The sequence below is a fragment of the Rathayibacter sp. VKM Ac-2801 genome (genome assembly GCF_009834245.1).
Lineage (GTDB): Bacteria > Actinomycetota > Actinomycetes > Actinomycetales > Microbacteriaceae > Rathayibacter.
The window spans coordinates 2,098,425-2,118,589 of record NZ_CP047183.1 but is presented as its reverse complement, the minus strand read 5'-3'; the positions used below and the strand labels follow the sequence as shown (position 1 = coordinate 2,118,589).

Below are 20,165 nucleotides of genomic sequence, written 5' to 3'. Positions count from 1 at the left end.
GGAATACTGATCGACGTCGATGCGCTTGCATACATCGGACGGGGACGCTCTCCCCGCGACGACCGTCACACTCGAGGAGAAACCATGACCGACACCGTCACCATCCCCGGCTACAAGGCCGGCACCTGGGTCATCGACCCCACCCACAGCGAGGTCGCGTTCAGCGTCCGCCACCTGATGATCAGCAAGGTCAAGGGCAAGTTCGAGCGCTTCACCGCCACGTTCACCACCGGCGAGAACCCGCTCGACTCCAAGGTCGAGGCCACCGCCGAGGTCGCCTCCGTCAACACCAACGAGCCCAACCGCGACGGCCACCTCCGCACCGGCGACTTCTTCGAGGCCGAGCAGTACCCGGAGATCCACTTCGTCTCCACCGCCGTCCGCCCGAACGGCGACGACTTCCTCGTCGACGGCGAGCTCACCATCAAGGGCACCACCAAGCCCGTCACCTTCGAGGTGGAGTTCGGCGGCTTCGGCACCGACCCCTACGGCAACTACAAGGCCGGCCTCACCGCCAAGGCGACCATCGACCGCACCGACTTCGGTCTGACCTACAACGCGGCCCTCGAGACCGGTGGCGTGCTCATCGGCGAGAAGGTCACCATCACCCTCGACCTGCAGGCCGCCCACCAGGCGTAGTCAGAGCCGATCGACCGGAGCCGTCCCTCCCTCCGGGGAGCGGACGGCTCCGTCGTTCCCGGGGCCGGTGCCGGATCAGAGGATGCCGAGCTCCGTCAGCTGCTCGGAGATGCCGGCGCCGTCGGGCGCGTAGACCCAGGTCGTGCCGCTGGTCTCGGAGCGGTCCTCGGCCTTGGACCGGCCGCCCGCGAGCACCGCCTCGCCGGTGGAGAGCTGCCGGATCGCGATCGCCGCGACCTTGTCGGGGTGCTCGGCCGCGAAGTCGGAGTAGATCTCCTCGTCGTGCTGACCGTCGTCTCCGACGAGCAGCCAGCGCACGTCCGGGAACTCGGCCGCGAGACGGCGGAGGTTCATCTCCTTGTGCTGCTTGCCGCTGCGGAACCAGCGGTCGTGGGTGGGGCCCCAGTCGGTCAGGAGGAGCGCTCCGGCCGGGTACAGGTGCCGCGAGAGGAAGCGGGTGAGCGCCGGGGCGACGTTCCACGCGCCCGTGGACAGGTAGATGACGGGGGACCCCTCGTACTGCCGGGCGAAGCGGTCGAGGAAGACCGCCATGCCGGGCGTGGGCATCCGGGCGTGCTCGTCGAGCACGAAGGTGTTCCAGGCTGCGACGAAAGGGCGGGGGAGCGCGGTGACCATCACCGTGTCGTCGACGTCCGAGACGACGCCGAGCCGCGACTCCGGGCGCACGATGAAGACGGGCGCCTCGACGGGCTTCGAGCCCGCGGTCGAGAAGGTGATCGTGTGCCGGCCGGGCTCGAGCGTGATCGGGAGGTCCGCGTCGACGACTCCGCCGCGGTCGGCCGTCACCTGATGGGTCTGCCCGTCGGCCTCGACGGTCACGACGGCCCCGCTCACGAAGACGCTGGTGAAGCTCCGCCAGCCGCGCACGCCCTCGACGGGGCGGACCTCCTCGACTCCGGGAGGGGTCGGCCGCGTGTAGAGGACGCGGGCCAGGACCCGCAGCTGCGTGGTCGAGCCGTAGCCGGTGTACGGGATGACCCGTGGGACGTAGCCCTTGCGCTTGACGCGCCTCATCCGGAAGGAGTGGAGTCGGTCCTCGAGGCGGGCGGCGCGGTGCATGACCTCGGCCTTGCCTGCGCTCAGGGGCTTGCTCTCGGGCGTCAGCGGCATCCGCCCAGTCTGTCAGACCGGATGCCGGAGTGCGGATCGCGCTCTCACGCGATCGTCAGGCGCCGGTCGGCTCGATCAGCTCGGGGCCGTTCGCCGAGACGGAGCCCACCGCCGCCCCGACGCCGTGAACCTCGAGCTCCTCGGCCAGCTCGGCCGCGCCCTCGGCGGCCGCGCGCAGGAGCTCGCCGTCCCCGGGGGACGCCGGATCCAGCCAGTCCTCGATCAGCTCCGGCTGCAGCAGCACCGGCATCCGCTCGTGCACCTCGGCGAGCGGCCCGGCGGAGGGGCGGGTGAGGATCGTCGCCGAGAGCAGCCACGGAGCGCCCGGCTGAGCTGAGCGCCACCACTCGTAGAGGCCGGCGAAGAGGAGGAGCGAGCCCTCGCCCGGCGAGACGTAGACGGGAGCCTTCGCCCCGTCCGCGCCGACCCGCCACTCGTACCAGCCCGAGGCGGGCACGATCGCGCGACGGGAAGCGTAGGACTCGCGGAACGACGGCTTCTCGGCGACGGACTCGATCCGCGCATTGAACAGCGGCGGCCCCGCGGACGGGTCGGCGGCGGAGCGGGGCACCAGGCCCCAGCGGGCCCCGGCGAGCCGGCGACGCGGCGGACTGCCCTCCTCGACCCCCTTCATCGACTCCGCGACCACGGCGATCCGCTGGGTCGGCGCGATGTTCCAGGACGGATCCGGCAGGTCGGCGCCCGGCTCGTCGATGTCGAAGAGCGCCACCAGATCGGCGGTGGTCTGCGAGAGGACGAAGCGTCCGCACATGGTTTCTCCCGGGTTGATCGGACCCGCGGAGCCGTCGCCCGTCCGGGGGCGCGAAACACGAGGGACTTTCGATGAAACGACCCCGACCGATGGTCGGCGTGCGTACGATTGTAGGAACCACGACCGAAGGAGCCCGCCGTGCCTCTTGGAAACCTCGTCGACCGACCGTTCGGTGAATCGTCCCAGGTCCGCAACGAGCCGGTGCAGGTGCGCAGCGCCGCTCGTCTCGCCTCGCTGCTCGACGCGGCGGCCGCCGTCGTGGACGAGGTCGGCTTCGACCGCCTGACCACGGCGATGGTCGCCGAGCGCGCGGGAGCCGCGATCGGCACGGTCTACCGCTACTTCCCGGACCGCATCGCCGTCCTCCAGGCGCTGCGCGAGCGGGCCCTCGAGCGCTTCCGCCGCCGTGTCATCACCGAGATCCGCGACACCCACCCGGGCAACTGGTGGGGCGCGGTCGACTGCGCGATCGACGCCTTCTGCGAGATGCACCGCAACGAGCCGGGCTTCCGCTCCATCCGCTTCGTCGACACGATCCACGCCCCCGAGGTCGCGGGCGAGGCGTTCGAGGCCGGCTTCTTCGCGCGCCGCTTCGCCGAGATCCTCGCGTCCGAGTACGGACTCCCGGGCGGGGCGCAGCTGTCCTTCCGCCTCGAGGTGACCATCGAGGTCGCGGACGCGCTGCTCACGCGCGCGTTCCTCATCGACCCCAACGGCGACCAGCGCTTCATCGACGAGAGCCGCTCGCTGCTGCGCCACTACATGACCTCGCACTACGGAGCCGTCGAGGAGTCCTGACCTTTCCGGGCTGTCAAGGCCCTAGTCGCTCCCGGAACATCCCGCAACACTTCGCGGTCCGGGTTGGCAGGCGGCTGCTAATGATGTTTTCCTTGCCGCCTGGCCCCGTTCGGGGCCGCGGGCCGTGCAACGGCCGGACGCGCGGAGCGAGAGCGGGCACAGTCGTGGACCAGGGACAGATCGGCGCGCACGCCGCCGGACGGCGGGCGGCCTCGTGATCGAGTTCAGCAGCGTCAGCAAGCAGTACCCGGACGGCACGCGGGCGGTCGACGACTTCTCGCTCGTGCTGCCCTCCCGGCAGACCACCGTCTTCGTCGGCTCCTCCGGCTGCGGGAAGACCACGATCCTCCGCATGATCAACCGGATGATCGAACCGACCTCCGGCACCATCGAGATCGACGGCGAGGACATCTCCTCCCTGCCCGCCGTCGCGCTCCGCCGCCGCATCGGCTACGTGATGCAGAACTCCGGCCTCCTGCCGCACCGCAGGGTGATCGACAACATCGCGACCGTGCCGCGGTTGAACGGAGTCGCCAAGAAGCAGGCGCACGCCCGCGCGCTCGAGCTGATGGACACGGTCGGCCTGGACCGCGCGCTCGCCGCCCGGTACCCCAGCCAGCTCTCCGGCGGCCAGCAGCAGCGCGTCGGCGTGGCGCGCGGGCTCGCGGTCGACCCGAACATCCTGCTCATGGACGAGCCGTTCGGAGCGGTCGACCCGCTCGTGCGCGCCGACCTGCAGCGCGAGACCCTGCGTCTCCAGGACGAGCTCGACAAGACCGTGGTCTTCGTCACCCACGACATCGACGAGGCGTTCCTGCTCGGCGACCAGGTCGTCATCCTGGAGAAGGGCGGCCGGATCGCGCAGAAGGGCTCGCCCGCCGAGATCCTGGCGAACCCCGCGAGCGAGTTCGTCGCCGGCTTCGTCGGCGCCGACCGCGGCAAGCGCTCGCTCCGGATCGAGGAGCGCGACGGCGCCCGCATCGTGGTCGACGGCGACGGGCGCCCGACCGGCGTGCTGCGCGCACAGGACGGCCCCGCCGCGTGAACTGGGTCGTCAACAACACGGACGCGATCGTCGCGAACCTGCTGGCGCACCTGGCCCTGTCGGTTCCGCCGATCCTGCTCAGCTTCCTCGTCTCGCTGCCGTTCGGCTGGTTCGCGAACCGCTACCGCTGGAGCCGCGGCACCCTGCTGACGGGGCTCGGCGTGCTCTACGCCATCCCCTCGCTGGCCATGTTCATCCTGCTGCCGGTCCTGCTGGGCATCCCGCTCCGCTCGACCGCCAACGTGATCACGGGCCTCACCCTCTACGGCGTCGCGCTGATGGTGCGCACCACCTCGGACGCGCTGGGCGCGGTCTCGGACGACGTCCGCCAGTCGGCGACCGCGATGGGCTACTCCGGCTGGGCGCGCTTCTGGCGGGTCGAGTTCCCGCTGGCGGGTCCGGTCCTGCTCTCGGGCCTGCGCGTGGTCACGGTCAGCACGGTCAGCCTGGTGACGGTCGGCGCGGTGCTCGGGATCCAGAGCCTCGGCCTGCTCTTCACCGACGGCTTCCAGCGCGGCATCACCGGTGAGATCGTCACAGGCATCGTCCTCACCATCGTGCTCGCGCTGGTGCTCGACGGACTGCTGGTGCTGATCGGCCGGCTCCTCATGCCCTGGACGGCCCTGGAGCGCACGCGCCGCTCGCGCAGGCCGGTCGCGGTCGAGAGGGCGGTGACGTCGTGAACCTCATCGCCGAGGCCTTCGCCTGGATCGCCGATCCCGCGCACTGGACCGGGGTCTACGCGATCCCGACCCGTGTCGCCCAGCACGTCGGCATCAGCCTCCTGGTGCTCGTCATCGCGGCCGCGATCGCGATCCCGATCGGGTACCTGATCGGGCACACCGGGCGCGGCAAGGGCATCGCGGTGCCGGTCGCGGGCGGCCTGCGCGCTCTGCCGACGCTGGGCGTGCTCGTCCTCGCGGCGATGAGCCTGGGGCTCGGCCTCGGCGCTCCGCTGATCGCGCTGGTCGTGCTCGCGATCCCGTCGGTGCTCGCCGGCGCGTACTCCGGACTCGAGGCGGTCGACCGCCGCACGGTCGACGCGGCGCGCTCGATGGGCATGACCGAGTGGCAGATCCTGACGAAGGTCGAGATCCCCCTGGGCCTGCCCCTGCTCATCGGCGGGCTCCGCTCGGCGGCGCTGCAGATCATCGCGACCGCCACGCTCGCCGACTACATCGGCGCCGGAGGCCTCGGGCAGTACATCTTCCGCGGAGTGAAGTCGGGGGACTACCCGCAGATGCTCGCCGGCTCGATCCTGGTGATCGTGCTGACGCTCCTCAGCGAGGTCCTCTTCGCCCTCCTCCAGCGGCTCGCCGTGCCGCGCGGAGTCGTGCTCGGCCTGGCCGGCACCGCCGGCCGCACAGGTTCCCGCGCCTCGTCGCCCCGACGACGCGCGGTGATGGGAATCCCCATCGAAGAAGGGAAATAGCAATGTTCACAGCACATTTCACGAAGGGCCGTGTCGCGCTCAGCGCACTCGCGGTCGGTGCCGTCGTGGCACTGGCAGGGTGTTCCTCGAGCGATCCGCTCGATGAGGGATCGGGTGCGACTGCGGGCAGCGAGACCATCGTGGTCGGCTCGCAGGACTACTACTCGAACGAGATCCTCGCCGAGATCTACGCGCAGGCCCTGGAGAACGACGGCTTCACCGTCGACCGCCAGCTGCGCATCGGCCAGCGCGAGATCTACCTGCCCGAGATCGAGAGCGGATCCATCGACGTCTTCCCGGAGTACGACGGCAGCCTCCTGCAGGCGCTCGAGCCCGACGCGACGGCCACCACCGCCGACGACGTGTACTCCGCGCTCGGCGACGCGCTGCCGGACGGCCTCCGCGCCCTCGACGCCGCCGAGGCCAGCGACCAGAACTCGTACACCGTCACCCAGGCCTTCGCCGACAAGTGGGACCTGACCGACATCGCGTCGCTCAAGAACGTCACCGACCCGATCGTGGTGGGCGGCAACTCCGAGCTGCAGACGCGCCCCTACGGGCCCGACACCCTGCAGTCGAAGTACGGCATCACGACCACCTTCCAGGCGATCGAGGACAGCGGCGGATCGACCACCGTCGACGCGCTCACCAGCGACCAGATCCAGCTGGCGAACGTCTACACGGCCGACCCGAACATCCAGAAGAACGACCTCGTCGCTCTCGAGGACCCCGACGGCCTGTTCGTGGCCGACAACGTCGTGCCGATCGTCTCCAGCAAGATCACGGACGACGCGGCCGAGGTGCTGAACGCGGTCAGCGCGAAGCTCACGGCCGATGACCTCGTGGCCCTCAACTCCGAGAGCGTCAACGAGCAGAAGTCCGCGTCCGCGATCGCGGGCGAGTGGCTGAAGTCGGCGGGTCTCGTCGGCTGATCCTCCCCGGATCCACGCCCGGAGGCGCGTCACTCGTCGAGGTGGCGCGCCTCCGCTCTGTTCAGGAGCTTCTTCCCGAGGAGCACGAGCAGGGCGAAGACGACGATGACGCCCACGAAGACGTAGCCGGCGCCGTGCAGGCTCTCGGACAGCTCCCGGTAGCTGCCGGCTGCGGCCGCGCCGACGCCGACGTAGGCCGAGGACCACAGCACGCACGCCGGGATCGTCCAGGCCATGAAGGTCCGGTAGCGCATCCCGCTCATCCCCACCGTCAGCGGGATCAGCGAGTGCAGCACCGGCAGGAAGCGCGAGAGGAACACCGCGAACCCGCCGCGCCGCGCGAGGTAGCGCTCGGCCTTCAGCCAGTTCTTCTCGCCGAGCCGGCGCCCCAGGCGAGACGCGCGGATCCGCGGCCCGAACCAGCGGCCGAGGTAGAAGCCGACGGACTCGCCGCAGAGAGCGCCGATGACGACGGTGACGGCCAGCGCGACGAACTGGAGCGGGCTGGTGACGCCGGTCGCGCTGACGATCACGATCGTGTCGCCGGGCACGACGAGGCCCGCCAGGATCGTGGTCTCGAAGAAGATCGCCAGTCCCGCGAGGAGCGTCCGCCAGACCGGGGGGACGCTGACGACGAAGTCCAGGATCCCGGTGAGCGTGTCGTTCACCGGGAGCCCCCGCCCGCCGCGGACTCGGTCGGGGGCTGGGGCCGACGGCGGCTCCGGATGCTCGGCATGGCTCGATCGTAGGGGCGCACGGCTGGGCGGCGGCAGGGCTGGGCCCGGGAGGCCGGTGGACGCGGAGGGTCAGGGGACGGCGACCAGCGCGGAGGCGGCCGGGCCGGTGCCGCTCGCCGTGACCGCCTGCACCGAGAGCGTGTAGCTGCGGCCCGGGACCAGCTTCGTGAAGGTCTGCGAGCGCTTGGTCGCGGCGACGACGGCGCTCCAGGCTCCGGCTCCGCTCGTGTCGGACCCGTCGCGCGACACCCGGTAGCCGGTGACCGCCGAGCCCCCGGTCCCCGCAGGGGGCGACCACGCGAGCGTCGCCGTGCCGTCCGAGCCCGCCGTGGCGGTGACCGCGGTCGGAGCGCCGGGGAGCCCTGCAGCGACGAGGGTCGCCGTCAGCGTGGTGCTGCTCCCGGGAGTGACGACGCTGTGCGAGGCGGCGCCGCCGTCCGACCAGGACGAGAACCGGTAGGCCGTGCCCGACGCGTCGGTCTGGTCCGGGACCTCCAGCTGGAGAGCCGAGCCCGCCCACGAGACGACGGTCGTGCCTCCGGCCACCTCGGTGCCGTTGGCGACGACGGTCCGGCCGGCGGGAGCGGTGGCCAGGGTGACGGAGACCTTCTGCGGCGAGAACGTCCGCGTCGCCGTCGTCGACACTCCGCTCGAGTCGGTCGCCGTGACGCTGATCAGGAGGTCGCTGTCCGCGGCGGCGGCGAGGTCCTCCGGACCGGGGGCGACGAAGGAGAGGTCGTTCCCCGTCAGCGGCCCGAGGAAGGGATGCGTGTGCTGCGCGTGGCGGCGCTGGACCGTCCAGGTGAGCGCCGAGGCGGGCAGAGAGCCGTCCTCGGGATCGGTAGCCGTGGCGCGGAGACCGTAGCTCCGGCCCGTGACGAACACCCCTCCGTCGGCGGGTGCGGTGATGCTCACCGTCGGCGCGCTGTCTCCCGAGGTGATCCTCGTCGTCGCGGGCGCGGAGACGGCTCCCTTCGGATCGCGCACGCGGAGGGACGCGGTGAAGCTGCCGGCGGCGTAGCTGTGGGTGAAGGTCGGGCCGGTCGTGATGCGGTCGGGGGTGCCGTCGCCGAAGGACCAGAGGTAGGTGAGAGCGCCGCCCTCCGGGTCGCTGCTGCCGGAGCCGTTCAGCCGCGCGGCGAGAGGAGCCGCACCGGAGGAGGGGGCGGCGGTGAGGGTCGCGGTCGGGGCGCGGTTCGCCGCGGCGGTGTAGGCCAGTCGCCGGACCTCGCCGCCGTTCGCGTAGCTGGTGTAGAAGAGGTCCTGGGTCCCGCGCGAGGGGCCGAAGGCCATGGCGACGGCGCTGCTGCCGCCGAGGCCGGTCACGAGATCGCCTGCCGCGCCGGTGCGGCCGAGGGTCCGGATCTTCCCGCAGACGTAGTCGCCGAAGAGGTACGCGCCGTCGTAGGCGGCCGGCCAGACACCGCGGGGGACGTAGGCGCCGCCCGTGATCGAGGCGCAGCCGCTGCTGTGCGCGTAGTCGAAGACCGGGTCGGTGAGCCCGGCGGGCGCCGCGGCTCCGCAGTTCGAGGCCGAGCCTGTCTTCGCGCAGTGGCCCTCGCGGGTGTTCCAGCCGTAGTCGGCGCCGGCGACACCCTGGTCGATCTCCTCCCAGGCGTCCTGGCCCACGTCGTTGATGCGGAACACGGTGCCGGTCGCGTTCGGGTCGAACGCCATCCGGAACGGATTGCGCAGGCCGCTCGCGAACGTCTCGCGGCAGCGCACGCCCGCGGCGGCCGGGGCGAGCCGGCACGAGGCGGTTCCGGTGCCCAGGTACGGGTTGCCGGCCGGGACGCCGCCGGTGAGGGTGACCCGCAGGATCTTGCCGTTCAGGATGTTCGGGTCGCGCGCGGCGTCGTTCCGGCCGCCGCAGCCGCTGCCGCCCGGCGAGCCGACTCCGCCGCGGTAGTCGCAGCCGCCGTCGCCGACGCTGACGTAGAGCAGACCGTCCTTGCCGATGGCGAGGTCGCCGCCGTTGTGGTTGCTCGCGGGGGAGTAGATGCCGTCGAGGAGGACGCGCTCGGAGGCCGGGTCGATGCGGTCGTCGGTGCCGAGCTGGAACGAGGAGACGCGGTTGCGCGGAGCTCCCGCGGGATTGACCGTGCCGCCGGCGTTGGTCGGGCAGGAGGAGTCGGAGCCCTTCGCGGTGTAGTAGACGACGACAGTGCGCGAGCCCGGTGCGGGGTCGACCGCGAGGCCGAGCACGCCGCGCTCGCCGTTGGCGCAGACCTTCGAGCGCAGGTCGAGGGCCGGGGTGGCGACCAGGGCGCCGCCGCGGATCACCCGGATCGCTCCGGTCTGCGAGGAGACCAGGGTGCGCCCGTCGGTCGTGAAGGCGAGAGCGGTCGGTGCGGGGACGGCCGCCACCCTCGAGTCGGTGAATCCGGCGGGCACGACGGGAGCGGCGGACGCCGGACCCGCGGGACCGGTGACGAGCGCGGCGGCCGTGATCGCCAGGACGGTGACCAGGGCGAGACGACGGGGGAGGATCCTCGAGCGGGGCATCGGTGACTCCGAGACGGTCGGCGCTGCTGAGCGAGCGGCGGTCTGCGGCGGTGCAGAGGGCGCTGTCGGCGATGACGCGGGGCCAGGATAGGCGCGCGCGGGCGAGGGGCCGTGTCCCCCTTCAGGGTCAACACTGCGGGATCCGGGCGCGGTGTCCCCGAACCGCTCACGCGGAGCGGGGCCGCAATGCGGCGGTCCGCCCGCTCACTCCAGAGCGGGCAGGACCACCGCGCGGACCGCCTCCGAGAACCGGGCGTAGCCGGCCTCGTCGAAGTGCAGGCCGTCGTCGACGAAGAGGGACGGGTCGACCGCGCCGTCGGCGGTGAGGAGCGCCTCGGCGGTGGGGACGAAGGTGACGCGGTCGTCCGTCTCGGCGTAGGAGCTGACCGCGCTGTTCGCGGCGCGGACCTCGGCGCCGACGGAGGCGCGGGCGGGCGTCTGGGCGATCTCGACGTAGAACAGCTCGGCGTCGGGGGCGACCTCCTCCACGCGCTGGAGGTACTCGACGACGGCGCCCGCGGTCTGCGCGCCGGTGCGCGAGCCCTCCTCGCCGCTGATGTCGTTCGCTCCCACGTACACGATGACGGCGCGGGGATCGAAGGGGGCGACCATGCGGTCCAGCCACGCGAGGTGATCGGCGACCGTCGTCCCGCCGATCCCGATGTTGTAGGTCTCGAGCGGGCGCAGGTCCTCCTTCGAGGTCGTCCAGCGGCCGATCGTGGAGCTGCCCGTGAGGACGATGCTGTGCTGCGGGAACCCGGCGGCGAAGCGCTTCTCGAGCCCGGCGACCCTCTCGGCCATGTCGACGGAGGAGGTCGGACCGGGCTCGGAGGAGCCCGCGGCCGGATCGCCCCCGCCACCGCCCCGGGAGGCGAGCGAGAGGGCGATGCCCGCGCCGGCGAGGACCAGCGCGAGCACCAGCAGCACGACCAGGAGGCGGAGGCGGATGCGGCGGGGGCCGGGGGCGGAGCCGGAGGGCGTCGCTCGAGTCATGGCTCGATCATCGGGCATCGGCGGACGCGCGTCGTCCGCGAGAGGCCGTTCGAGGCCCCGCGCACCGGGTGGCCGTCTCCGCGTCACCGGATCGTCGCGATCGGATCCGCGCAGAACATCACAGAGGATGCACAGCCGTGCCACACTTGCACATCGCCATCGCCATCGTCGCCGCCGGCCGACTTCCGATGGACGATCACGACGAGGACTCATGGCACGCGCACGCATCACCTGGGTGGACACGGCGAAGGGCATCGCGATCATCCTGGTCGCCCTGGCCCACTCCGTTCAGTGGACCACGACGGCCGGGATCGCCCCCGACTCGTGGAACGACATCAACCTGCTCCTCATCACCTTCCGGATGCCGCTGTTCTTCCTCGCCTCGGGGCTGTTCGCCGGCTCGGTGCTCACCCGGTCGTGGTCGGAGCTCTGGCGCTCGCGGCTGAGCCTGCTGGTGTGGGCGTTCCTGCTCTGGTCGGTGGTGCGCTTCCTCTTCTTCCTGGTGGTGCCCAACCCGGGCGGGACGAACGAGTCCGACCCGCTCGCGCTCCTCCTCCAGCCGGTGATGCCGCACAACGGGCTCTGGTTCCTCTACGCGCTCACCATCTTCTTCGCGGCCGCCAAGCTCGCGCAGGGCCGGATCGACTGGCGGGTGCAGATCGGCATCGCGACCGCGATCGCCGTGGTCTGGTACGCCGTCCGCTCCAGCACCTCCGAGGGCACCGGGAACATCGCCTGGGACGGCATGGCCCGCTACCTGATGTTCTTCCTGCTCGGCCTCTACCTGCGGAACGCGGTGATCGCGTTCGTGGAGCGCCGCGGGATCGTCAGCGGACTCGGCTTCGGCGTGCTGTTCCTCGCGCTCGCCGGCGTCATCCTCGCCGTCCGCGGCCGCTTCCCGCTGCTGACGATCGGGCTGGTCCTGGTGAGCGTCCTGGCGGTCCTCGCCGGGCTCGTGGTCGCCCGCTTCCTCTCGACCAGGCGCGGCGCGGGCTGGATCACCTTCATCGGCCGCAACACGCTCCCGGTGTACGTAGTGCACGTCCTCTTCGTCTCGCTCGCCACGAGCGGCCTGCTGCTCTTCGAGGGACAGCGCTGGCTCGACGTCATCGGTCCGGTCGTGCCGCTCCTGGTCTGCGGGATCGGCGTCGCGGCGGCTCTGGGCTACTGGCGCCTCACGCGCGATCTGCCCGTGCTGAAGTACGGCTTCCAGGCGCCCGCCTGGTTCTCCGGCTCCCGCTCGCGCGTCGACGCCGGCTGACCCGCGGGGCGCCTTCCGACGGCGCCACGGCATCGGCGTCACCGAGTGCCCGCGCCCGACGCGTCCGTCGGCGAGGGCAGGCCCTGAACGGATTCCCACGACCGATGTCGCGGATGTGCGCCTGGGAAAGCGCTGGATCCGCGTGAGACGAACCCTCAGTACTCGGCCGGTCGCCTGATCGCTCGGCGTCGAGAGGTCGGCGGCGGCGCGTCCGACGGGGGCGAGCCCTGCTCGGCAGTCGCCTCGCGGGCGACTTGCTCGACGTCGAGAGGGACTGTCTCGACGTCGAGCGACCGGTCGGCGGTCCTGCTCGGAGGGGCGTCCGGGGCCACCCCGGAAAGGGTGTCGCCGGAACTCCGCGGAGGGCCGCACATCCGCCCCAGTACTGGGATCGGAGGCCGCCGGACCCCTCGCGCCGACCTACTCTCGGAGCTGTGAACGAACTCCTGGATCCGCTCCTGCTGTCGAGATGGCAGTTCGGTCTGACGACGATCTACCACTTCCTGTTCGTGCCGCTCACGATCGGCATGGCGCTCACCGTCGCGATCTTCCAGACCTGCTGGGTGCGCACCGGGAAGGTGCACTACCTGCAGCTGACGAAGTTCTTCGGGAAGCTCTTCCTGATCAACTTCGCGATGGGCGTCGTCACCGGGATCGTCCAGGAGTTCCAGTTCGGGATGAACTGGAGCGACTACTCCCGCTTCGTCGGCGACGTCTTCGGGGCGCCGCTCGCGTTCGAGGGCCTGCTCGCCTTCTTCCTCGAGGCGACCTTCATCGGCCTCTGGATCTTCGGCTGGGACAAGCTGCCCGAGAAGCTGCACCTGGCCACCATCTGGCTGACCACGCTGGGGACCACCCTCTCGGCCTACTTCATCATCGCCGCGAACGCGTTCATGCAGAACCCGGTCGGCTTCCGCATCAACGAGACCAAGGGCCGCGCTGAGCTCACGGACATCTGGGCGCTCCTGACCAACAAGGTCGCGCTCGCCGCGTTCCCGCACACGATCTTCGCCTGCTTCATGGTCTCGGCGGCCGTGATCGTCAGCGTCGCGGCGTACCACCTCTCGCGGAGCCAGCACCTCGAGACCATGCGCCCCGCGCTGAAGTTCGGCGCCTGGATGATGCTCATAAGCGGTGGTCTGACCCTGTTCACCGGCGACTCGCTCGGCCTGGCGATGGTCGACACGCAGCCGATGAAGATGGCGGCCGCGGAGGCGCTCTACAAGACGTCCACGGGCGTCGACGCCTCCTTCTCGGTCTTCACCTGGGGCACTCCGGACGGCTCGAGCGAGCTGTTCTCGATCCGCATCCCCTACCTGCTCTCCTTCCTCTCGACTCACACCTTCACCGGCACGGTCGAGGGCATCAACGACCTCCAGGCGCAGTACACCCGGGTCTACGGGCCCGGCGACTACACGCCGATCATCTGGGTCACCTACTGGTCGTTCCGCTGGATGATGGCGCTCGGCGTCCTCGCCATCGGCGTGGCCGCGGCGGGCCTGTGGTTCACCCGCAAGGGCCGCGAGCCGAAGCAGTGGATGTGGAAGATCGCGGTCTGGGCCGCCCCGCTGCCGCTGATGGCGATGATCGTGGGCTGGGTCTTCACCGAGATGGGCCGCCAGCCGTGGCTCGTGTTCGGACTGCTGAAGACCGCCGACGGAGTCTCGCCCGGAGTGAGCGGCCTCGAGGTCCTGATCTCGCTGCTCGCCTTCACCGCGATCTACGGCACGCTCGCCGTGGTCGAGTTCCGCCTGATCAAGCGGGCCGCGCAGGCCGGCCCCGACGACGCTCCCGAGGTCGACGAGGAGAGCGGTCGCCCGCAGCTCGTCGGCACCGTCTACTAGGAGGCACCCCCCATGGATCTCGCCGTTCTCTGGTTCTGGATCGTCGCGTTCTTCTTCATCGGCTACTTCGTCCTCGACGGGTTCGACTTCGGCGTCGGCATGTCGCTCCCGTTCCTCGGGCGCGACGACACCGACCGCCGCGTGCTGATCAACACGATCGGCCCGGTGTGGGACCTCAACGAGACGTGGGTGATCGTCGCCGGGGCCGCCCTGTTCGCCGCCTTCCCGGAGTGGTACGCCACGCTCTTCAGCGGGTTCTACCTGCCGCTGCTGCTCATCCTGCTCGCGCTGATCGCTCGCGGCGTCTCGTTCGAGTACCGGCACCAGCGCCCGGAGGCGCAGTGGAAGCGGCGCTTCGACGCGATGATCGTCGTCGGCTCCGCGGTGCCCGCCTTCCTCTGGGGAGTGGCCTTCGCCAACATCGTGCAGGGCGTCCCGATGGACGCCGACCACAACTACATCGGCACCGTCCTGGACCTGCTGAACCCCTACGCGCTCCTGGGCGGAGCGACGACCCTCCTGCTCTTCTTCACGCACGGAGTCGTCTTCGTCGCCCTGAAGACGGAGGGGGGGATCCGCGAGCGGGCGCGCCGCCTGGCGGCCCGCGCGGGGCTGCTCACCGTGGTCGTCGCCGCGGTCTTCCTGGCCTGGACCAACGTCGGCCAGGGGAGCACCGCCTCCTGGGCGCTCTCGGCTGGGGCGGCCGCCACCCTCATCGGCGGCTGGCTCGCCATCACGCGGGGCCGGGAGGGACGCGCCTTCGCGCTGCTGGCCGGCACCATCGCGCTCGCCGTGCTCGCCCTCTTCGCGACGCTGTTCCCCGCGGTGATGCCCGCCTCGAACGTCCCCGCCTACGGGCTGACGATCGAGAACGCCTCCAGCACGCCCTATACGCTGACGGTCATGAGCTGGACCGCCCTGGTGTTCGTGCCGCTCATCGTCGGCTACCAGGCCTGGACCTACTGGATCTTCCGCAAGCGCATCAGCCGCGCGCACATCCCGGTCGACGCCCACTGACGTGAAGCCCCTCGATCCGCGCCTGCTCCGCTACGCCCGGGCGGCCCGCGTGTTCCTCCTGCTCGGCGGAGCGCTCGCGCTGGCCAGGACCCTCGCGATCGTCGCCTTCGCGTGGCTCGTGGCGCAGCTGGTGGCCGGCGCGGTCGACGGGAGGAGCGCCGACGACCTCGCGCCGCTCCTGGCCGCCCTGCTCGCGGTCGTCGCGGCGCGGGCGGCCCTCGCCTGGGCGACCGAGGCGAACGCGGTGCGCGGCGGAGCAGGAGCGAAGGCTCAGCTGCGGCAGGCGGTCCTCGCCGCGCTGGTCGAGCTCGGCCCGGCCGGGCGCTCCGAGGGGGGATCGGGCGGTGTCGTCGCGCTGCTGGGCGGCGGACTGGACTCCCTCGACGGCTACTTCGCCCGCTACCTCCCGCAGCTGATCGCCACCGCGGTGGCGACGCCGCTCCTGACGCTCGTGGTCTTCCTCGCCGATCCGCTCAGCGCGGTGTTCCTGGTGGTGACCCTGCCGCTCATCCCGGTGTTCATGGTGCTGATCGGCTGGGCGACGCAGGCCGTGCAGGCGCGGCAGTGGGAGCGGCTGCAGGCCCTCGCGTCCGGCTTCGTCGACACCGTCGGCGGCCTCGCGACGCTCAAGATCTTCGGGCGGGCCGAGCGGCAGGCGACGCGGATCCGCGCGCTGACCGAGGACTACCGCGTGCACACGATGAAGGTGCTGCGAGTGACCTTCGTCAGCGGCTTCGTGCTCGAGCTCGCCGGCTCGCTGTCGGTCGCACTGGTCGCGGTCTCGATCGGGCTGCGGCTCGTCGACGGCTCGCTGGGGCTGGCCGTCGGGTTGTTCGTGCTGGTGCTGGCGCCGGACGTGTTCCTGCCGGTGCGCCAGGTGGGTGCCGAGTTCCACGCGGCGGCCGACGGGGTGCAGGCGGCGGACCGCGCCTTCGCCGTCCTCGAGCGCGCGGCGGCCCTGCCCCCTCGTGGGGCGGCCCCGGTGGCGACGGGAGCACTCGAGCTGCGGGGGCTCGCGGTCGACGACGGACGCGGCCGGACGCTCGCTCCTGTGGACGCGGTGCTGCCCGTCGGCTCGATCACCGTGGTGACCGGGCCCAGCGGATCCGGGAAGTCGACGCTGCTCGCCGCGCTCGCGGGCTTCGTGCCCTTCTCCGGCACACTGCTGCTCGGCGGGTCGCCGGTCGCGGATCTGCGCTCGATGCTCGCCTGGGCGGGCCAGCGGCCCGACCTGCTCCCAGGGACCGTCGCGTCCACGGTCGGGCTCGGAGCGCTCTCGCCGGACCCCGAGCGCGTGCGGCGGGCCCTGGCGATCGCCGCGGCCGACGTGGACCCGGAGCGCCGGCTCGACGCCGAGGGGACGGGCCTCTCGGGCGGGCAGAGCGCCCGCGTCGCCGTCGCCCGCGCCGTGCACCGCCTGCTCGAGCGCGAGTGCGCCGTGCTGGCCCTGGACGAGCCGACCGCCGCCCTCGACGAGGAGTCGGAGCGGGCCCTGCTCGCCGGGCTCCGGACGCTGGCCGAGAGCGGGACGATCGTCGTCGTCGCCAGCCACCGGCCCGCGACCGTCGCGGCGGCCGACACCGTGATCGCGCTGGCGCCCGCGGGGGTGGTCGCGAGGTGAACCGCTCCGACGTCCTCCGTGCCGCGATGCCCGGGCCGCGCCGCTTCCTGCCGGGCCTGTCCTTCGGGCTGCTCTCCTCCGCCTCCGTCGTGGCCCTGCTGGCCTGCTCGGCCTGGCTGATCGTCCGCGCGGCCGAGCAGCCCCCGATCCTGTTCCTCTCGATGGCCGTCGTGGGCGTGCGGGCGTTCGCGCTGGCGCGGGCCTTCTTCCGCTACCTCGAGCGGCTGACCGGCCACGACGCCGCCTTCCGCGCGCTGGCGGAGCTCCGGGCGGGCGTGTACGAGCGCCTGGTGCCGGTCGCGCCGGACGGGCTGGGCCGCGTGCGCCGCGGCGATCTGGTCTCCCGGGTGGTGTCGGACGTCGACGCCCAGCAGGACGTGCCGCTGCGCGTCGTGCAGCCGCTGGCCGTCGTGGCGGTAGTCGCGACGGTCTCCGTGGTCGGCGTCTGGCTGCTGCTGCCGGCGATGGGCGCCGTGCTGCTGGCGCTGCTCGTCCTCGCCTTCGCGGGCGGGGCGCTGGGCGCCGGCCGGCTCTCCGCGCAGGCGGACCGCGAGCTGGCGCCGCTGCGAGGGGAGCTCGCCGAGCGCCTGAACCTGCTGGTCACCCGCCTCGACGTGCTGATCGCCTTCGACGCGGCCGGAGAAGCTCTGGCGGACGTGGCACGCGCGGAGGAGTCGCTGGCCCGGGCGGCGCGACGACGGGCGGCCTCCGCCGGACTGGCCGCGGCCGTCCTCGCTCTCTGCTCGGGCGGTGCGGTCTGGGCGGGCCTCGCGCTCGGGATCCCGGTGGTCGGCGACCTCGGCGGTCCGGCGCTGGGAGTCGTCGCGCTCGTGCCGCTCGCGGTCTTCGAGGTCGCCGCCGCCGCGCCGCTCGCCGTGCAGGCGGCGCGCACCGCCCTCTCGAGTGCGCAGCGCCTGGCCGATCTGGACGCGGAGGCGGCGTCGCCGGCGCTCGCGACCGACGCGGACGTGGACCCGCACGCCCGGGCTCCCCGGGGCGCGGGCATCGTCATGCGCGACCTGTCGGTGAGCTGGCCCGGCGCGGACTCGGCCGCGCTCAGCGGTGTCTCGCTCGACCTGCCGGAGGGCGCCCGCGTGCTCGTCACCGGCGGCAGCGGCTCCGGGAAGACCACGCTCGCGCACGCTCTGGTGCGCTTCCTCGACCACTCCGGCAGCTACCTCCTGGGCGGAGTCGAGGCGCGCACACTCCCTCAGGCGGAGGTGCGGAAGCAGGTCGGGCTCGTGGAGCAGCAGCCGTACCTCTTCGACGACACGATCCGGCAGAACCTCCTCTTCGCGCGGCCCGAAGCCGACGACGCCGTGCTGGAGGCGGTGCTGGAGCGGGTCGGGCTCGGGCCCTGGGCCGCTGCACGCGGCGGGCTCGACGCGCGGGTGGGGGAGCGGGGCTCGCTCGTCTCGGGCGGCCAGGCGCAGCGGATCGCGCTCGCTCGCGCACTCCTGGCCGACTTCCGCGTGCTGGTGCTGGACGAGCCGACAGCGTCGGTGGACGCTCCCGTGGCTGACGCGCTGCTCGGGGATCTGCTCCGCGCCGCCGAGGGGCGGACGGTGGTCCTGATCGCGCACCGCGTCGATCCCGGCCTGGTGTTCGACACGCGGATCCGGGTGGCGGACGGCACGGCGGCCGTGGAGCACCTGGCCGCCTGAGGGACGCCCGGCTCCGCGAGGACGGTCGGCACGCCCGACCGGCCGGTCAGCCGTGCTCCGACCGAGCCGAGGCCCGCGCCAGGGAGGCCGCGCGCGCCAGGCGCCCGCCCTCCGCCTCCCAGCGGTCGAGGACCGCGTCCGCCCGGGTCAGCGCCGCACCGCGCAGCCCGGCCAGCATTGGAGCGACGACGTCGCGGGCCAGCGGGTCGCTCAGCTCGTCCACGCGCGAGTCGCGGACGAAGCCCTCGAGCCGGGTGAGGTCGGAGCCGCGCAGCCACTCGGCGCGGGACTGCAGCAGCACCACGGCCGCCAGGCGCGGCTCGAACACCGCCGGCTCCCAGAGCTCGGAGGAGAGGGCGGTCACGTCGTCGTGCTCGAGCGAGCGGAACTTCCTCAGCGCGTCGCGGACGGTGCCGCGGACCGCCCCGACCGAGGCCCCCGTCGAGTCCAGCCCTGCGCCCAGGCGCTCGCGCACGTCCTGCGCGCGCCAGACGTCGCCCTCGTACTCGAGGGCCGAGCGGATGAAGTCGCCGGGGTCGCTCACCCCTCCATCATGCGTCTCGCGTCAGCCCCGGCTCGCCCAGACGGCCCGGCCGAGGCCGTCGTACTCGACGAGGTTGCCGTCGTTCTGCAGCACGAGGCGGTAGGGCGCGACGACGCCGCTCGAGCCGATGCCGAAGAAGGTCTTCGGGAACTGCAGCCACAGGTTCCGGGAGTCGGCCACGGTCAGCCAGCCCTCGGAGTTCATCGAGAAGTCGGCACCGGAGGCGGAGGAGGTGTTCGTGGCCCAGTCCGCACCGTTCGGCCCGTAGACGACGAAGTTGCCGTCGCGCTGCATCTCGGCCCGCCACTGCCCGCTCGCCGAGGTCAGCCGCGTGCCCGCGACGACGCGGCCGCTCGGGGAGAGCGAATCGCGCACGACGAGCGCAGCACTGCTCCAGAGGACGCCGTAGTCGTCCGCGATCCGGAGATCGCCCTCGCGGAGGACCATCGTGGCGCCCGGCTCGCCGGCCGTGTCCGACGCCCACTGGGCAGCGCCGCTCGCGCTGTAGACCACGGCGTTGCCGTCGTCCTGCATCCGGAGGACGTTGCCCTGTCCGCGGGTCCCGCTCGCCCAGAGAGCTCCGCCCAGCCCGTAGACGACGAAGTTGCCGTCCGCCTGCATCACCGCCGTGGTGCCTCCCTGGGTGGCGAGCCGGTTCCCCGCGTACAGGGTGCTCCCGCGGCGGAGGGTGTCGGTGCGCGGCTCGTCGATCCGGCCCCCGACGCTGCTGGCCCAGGCGGCCGAGCCGCTGCGGCGGTAGATCACGAGGTTGCCGTCGTCCTGCATGCGCAGCTCGCCGCCCGGGTCCGCCACCGTGCCGCTCGCCCAGACGGGGCGTCCGTCGGCCGCGTACACGACGAGGTTGCCGTCGGACTGCATCCGCAGGCTGTCGCCGCGCCCCTGCGTGCCCGAGGCCCAGGTGGGCCGGCCTCCGGCGGCGGAGACCACGGCGTTGCCGTCGGTCTGCATCACGAGGGAGGAGCCGCCGTCGGGGGACACCAGGCGCTCGCCCCGCGCGAGCTGCTCGCCGGCACGGAGGACTGCGGCGGAGGCGACGGCGGAGGAGGCCGAGGGCGTGGCCTCGACCGCGGAGGCGGGCAGCGAGCCCAGCAGGAGGGCGCCCGTGGCGGCGAGCGCCGCGAGAGGGACGGCCAGGGAGCGGCCGGAGGGGAGGTGCGTCATCGGAGGGGTCCTGTCGGGAAGAGAGGCGGGGTCGGGGGAATCGTCCCA

18 protein-coding genes are annotated in these 20,165 nt (G+C 72.4%); 11 read left to right on the top strand and 7 right to left on the bottom strand.

Annotated features, from left to right (window positions below; genetic code table 11):
* The first annotated feature begins 84 nt into the window (after positions 1-84).
* Positions 85-639: a YceI family protein gene (locus GSU45_RS09775; RefSeq protein WP_104237910.1), complete on the top strand. Its 555-nt coding sequence runs from the start codon at positions 85-87 to the stop codon at positions 637-639.
* Between the two features lie 75 nt (positions 640-714).
* Here GSU45_RS09775 and GSU45_RS09770 read toward each other — a convergent pair whose 3' ends face one another.
* Complete coding sequence (locus GSU45_RS09770; RefSeq protein WP_244248084.1) at positions 715-1,770, bottom strand: phosphatase domain-containing protein; 1,056 nt, start codon at positions 1,768-1,770, stop codon at positions 715-717.
* Between the two features lie 55 nt (positions 1,771-1,825).
* Complete coding sequence (locus GSU45_RS09765) at positions 1,826-2,542, bottom strand: SOS response-associated peptidase (RefSeq protein WP_159914566.1); 717 nt, start codon at positions 2,540-2,542, stop codon at positions 1,826-1,828.
* A gap of 138 nt (positions 2,543-2,680) precedes the next feature.
* Between GSU45_RS09765 and GSU45_RS09760 the strand changes: the two genes are divergently transcribed.
* From GSU45_RS09760 to GSU45_RS09740, 5 genes are all read left to right on the top strand, one after another.
* Positions 2,681-3,340 (top strand): TetR family transcriptional regulator, encoded by a 660-nt coding sequence (locus tag GSU45_RS09760; protein ID WP_104223107.1) that lies wholly within the window; start codon positions 2,681-2,683, stop codon positions 3,338-3,340.
* Positions 3,341-3,554: 214 nt separating this feature from the next.
* On the top strand, positions 3,555-4,385 hold the full coding sequence (locus tag GSU45_RS09755; protein ID WP_159914564.1) for an ATP-binding cassette domain-containing protein: 831 nt from the start codon (positions 3,555-3,557) through the stop codon (positions 4,383-4,385).
* Entirely contained in the window at positions 4,382-5,068 is a 687-nt protein-coding gene (locus GSU45_RS09750) for an ABC transporter permease subunit (protein WP_159914562.1), read from the top strand. The genes GSU45_RS09755 and GSU45_RS09750 overlap by 4 nt, the downstream gene beginning before the upstream one ends.
* Complete coding sequence (locus tag GSU45_RS09745; RefSeq protein WP_159914560.1) at positions 5,065-5,817, top strand: ABC transporter permease; 753 nt, start codon at positions 5,065-5,067, stop codon at positions 5,815-5,817. The genes GSU45_RS09750 and GSU45_RS09745 overlap by 4 nt, the downstream gene beginning before the upstream one ends.
* Before the next feature lie 2 nt (positions 5,818-5,819).
* A complete protein-coding gene (locus GSU45_RS09740) occupies positions 5,820-6,749 on the top strand; it encodes an ABC transporter substrate-binding protein (RefSeq protein WP_159914558.1) in 930 nt (309 codons plus the stop codon).
* 29 nt (positions 6,750-6,778) lie between these two features.
* On the opposite strand, the gene GSU45_RS09735 is transcribed toward GSU45_RS09740, so the two are convergent.
* From GSU45_RS09735 to GSU45_RS09725, 3 genes are all read right to left on the bottom strand, one after another.
* The gene (locus GSU45_RS09735; RefSeq protein ID WP_104313315.1) at positions 6,779-7,417 is read right to left on the bottom strand and encodes a DedA family protein; all 639 of its coding nucleotides are present in this window, start codon (positions 7,415-7,417) and stop codon (positions 6,779-6,781) included.
* Between the two features lie 138 nt (positions 7,418-7,555).
* A complete protein-coding gene (locus tag GSU45_RS09730; protein ID WP_159914556.1) occupies positions 7,556-9,991 on the bottom strand; it encodes a PQQ-dependent sugar dehydrogenase in 2,436 nt (811 codons plus the stop codon).
* A gap of 204 nt (positions 9,992-10,195) precedes the next feature.
* Positions 10,196-10,984: a GDSL-type esterase/lipase family protein gene (locus GSU45_RS09725; RefSeq protein ID WP_159914554.1), complete on the bottom strand. Its 789-nt coding sequence runs from the start codon at positions 10,982-10,984 to the stop codon at positions 10,196-10,198.
* A gap of 211 nt (positions 10,985-11,195) precedes the next feature.
* On the opposite strand from GSU45_RS09725, the gene GSU45_RS09720 reads away from it, so the two are divergent.
* From GSU45_RS09720 to cydC, 5 genes are all read left to right on the top strand, one after another.
* Positions 11,196-12,245 carry an acyltransferase family protein gene (locus GSU45_RS09720; protein WP_159914552.1) on the top strand — a complete coding sequence of 350 codons (1,050 nt, stop codon included), beginning with the start codon at positions 11,196-11,198 and terminating at the stop codon, positions 12,243-12,245.
* A 434-nt stretch (positions 12,246-12,679) separates the two neighbouring features.
* Positions 12,680-14,089: a cytochrome ubiquinol oxidase subunit I gene (locus GSU45_RS09715; RefSeq protein WP_159914550.1), complete on the top strand. Its 1,410-nt coding sequence runs from the start codon at positions 12,680-12,682 to the stop codon at positions 14,087-14,089.
* A gap of 12 nt (positions 14,090-14,101) precedes the next feature.
* The gene (cydB, locus tag GSU45_RS09710; protein WP_159914548.1) at positions 14,102-15,106 is read left to right on the top strand and encodes a cytochrome d ubiquinol oxidase subunit II; all 1,005 of its coding nucleotides are present in this window, start codon (positions 14,102-14,104) and stop codon (positions 15,104-15,106) included.
* Between the two features lies 1 nt (position 15,107).
* Positions 15,108-16,727: a thiol reductant ABC exporter subunit CydD gene (cydD, locus tag GSU45_RS09705; protein WP_159914546.1), complete on the top strand. Its 1,620-nt coding sequence runs from the start codon at positions 15,108-15,110 to the stop codon at positions 16,725-16,727.
* Positions 16,724-18,391 carry a thiol reductant ABC exporter subunit CydC gene (gene cydC / locus GSU45_RS09700; protein ID WP_159914544.1) on the top strand — a complete coding sequence of 556 codons (1,668 nt, stop codon included), beginning with the start codon at positions 16,724-16,726 and terminating at the stop codon, positions 18,389-18,391. Before cydD ends, cydC begins: the two co-directional genes overlap by 4 nt.
* 46 nt (positions 18,392-18,437) lie before the next feature.
* Here cydC and GSU45_RS09695 read toward each other — a convergent pair whose 3' ends face one another.
* Positions 18,438-18,935 (bottom strand): DNA alkylation repair protein, encoded by a 498-nt coding sequence (locus GSU45_RS09695; protein WP_159914542.1) that lies wholly within the window; start codon positions 18,933-18,935, stop codon positions 18,438-18,440.
* A gap of 21 nt (positions 18,936-18,956) precedes the next feature.
* A complete protein-coding gene (locus GSU45_RS09690; RefSeq protein ID WP_159914540.1) occupies positions 18,957-20,117 on the bottom strand; it encodes a hypothetical protein in 1,161 nt (386 codons plus the stop codon).
* Positions 20,118-20,165: the final 48 nt, after the last annotated feature.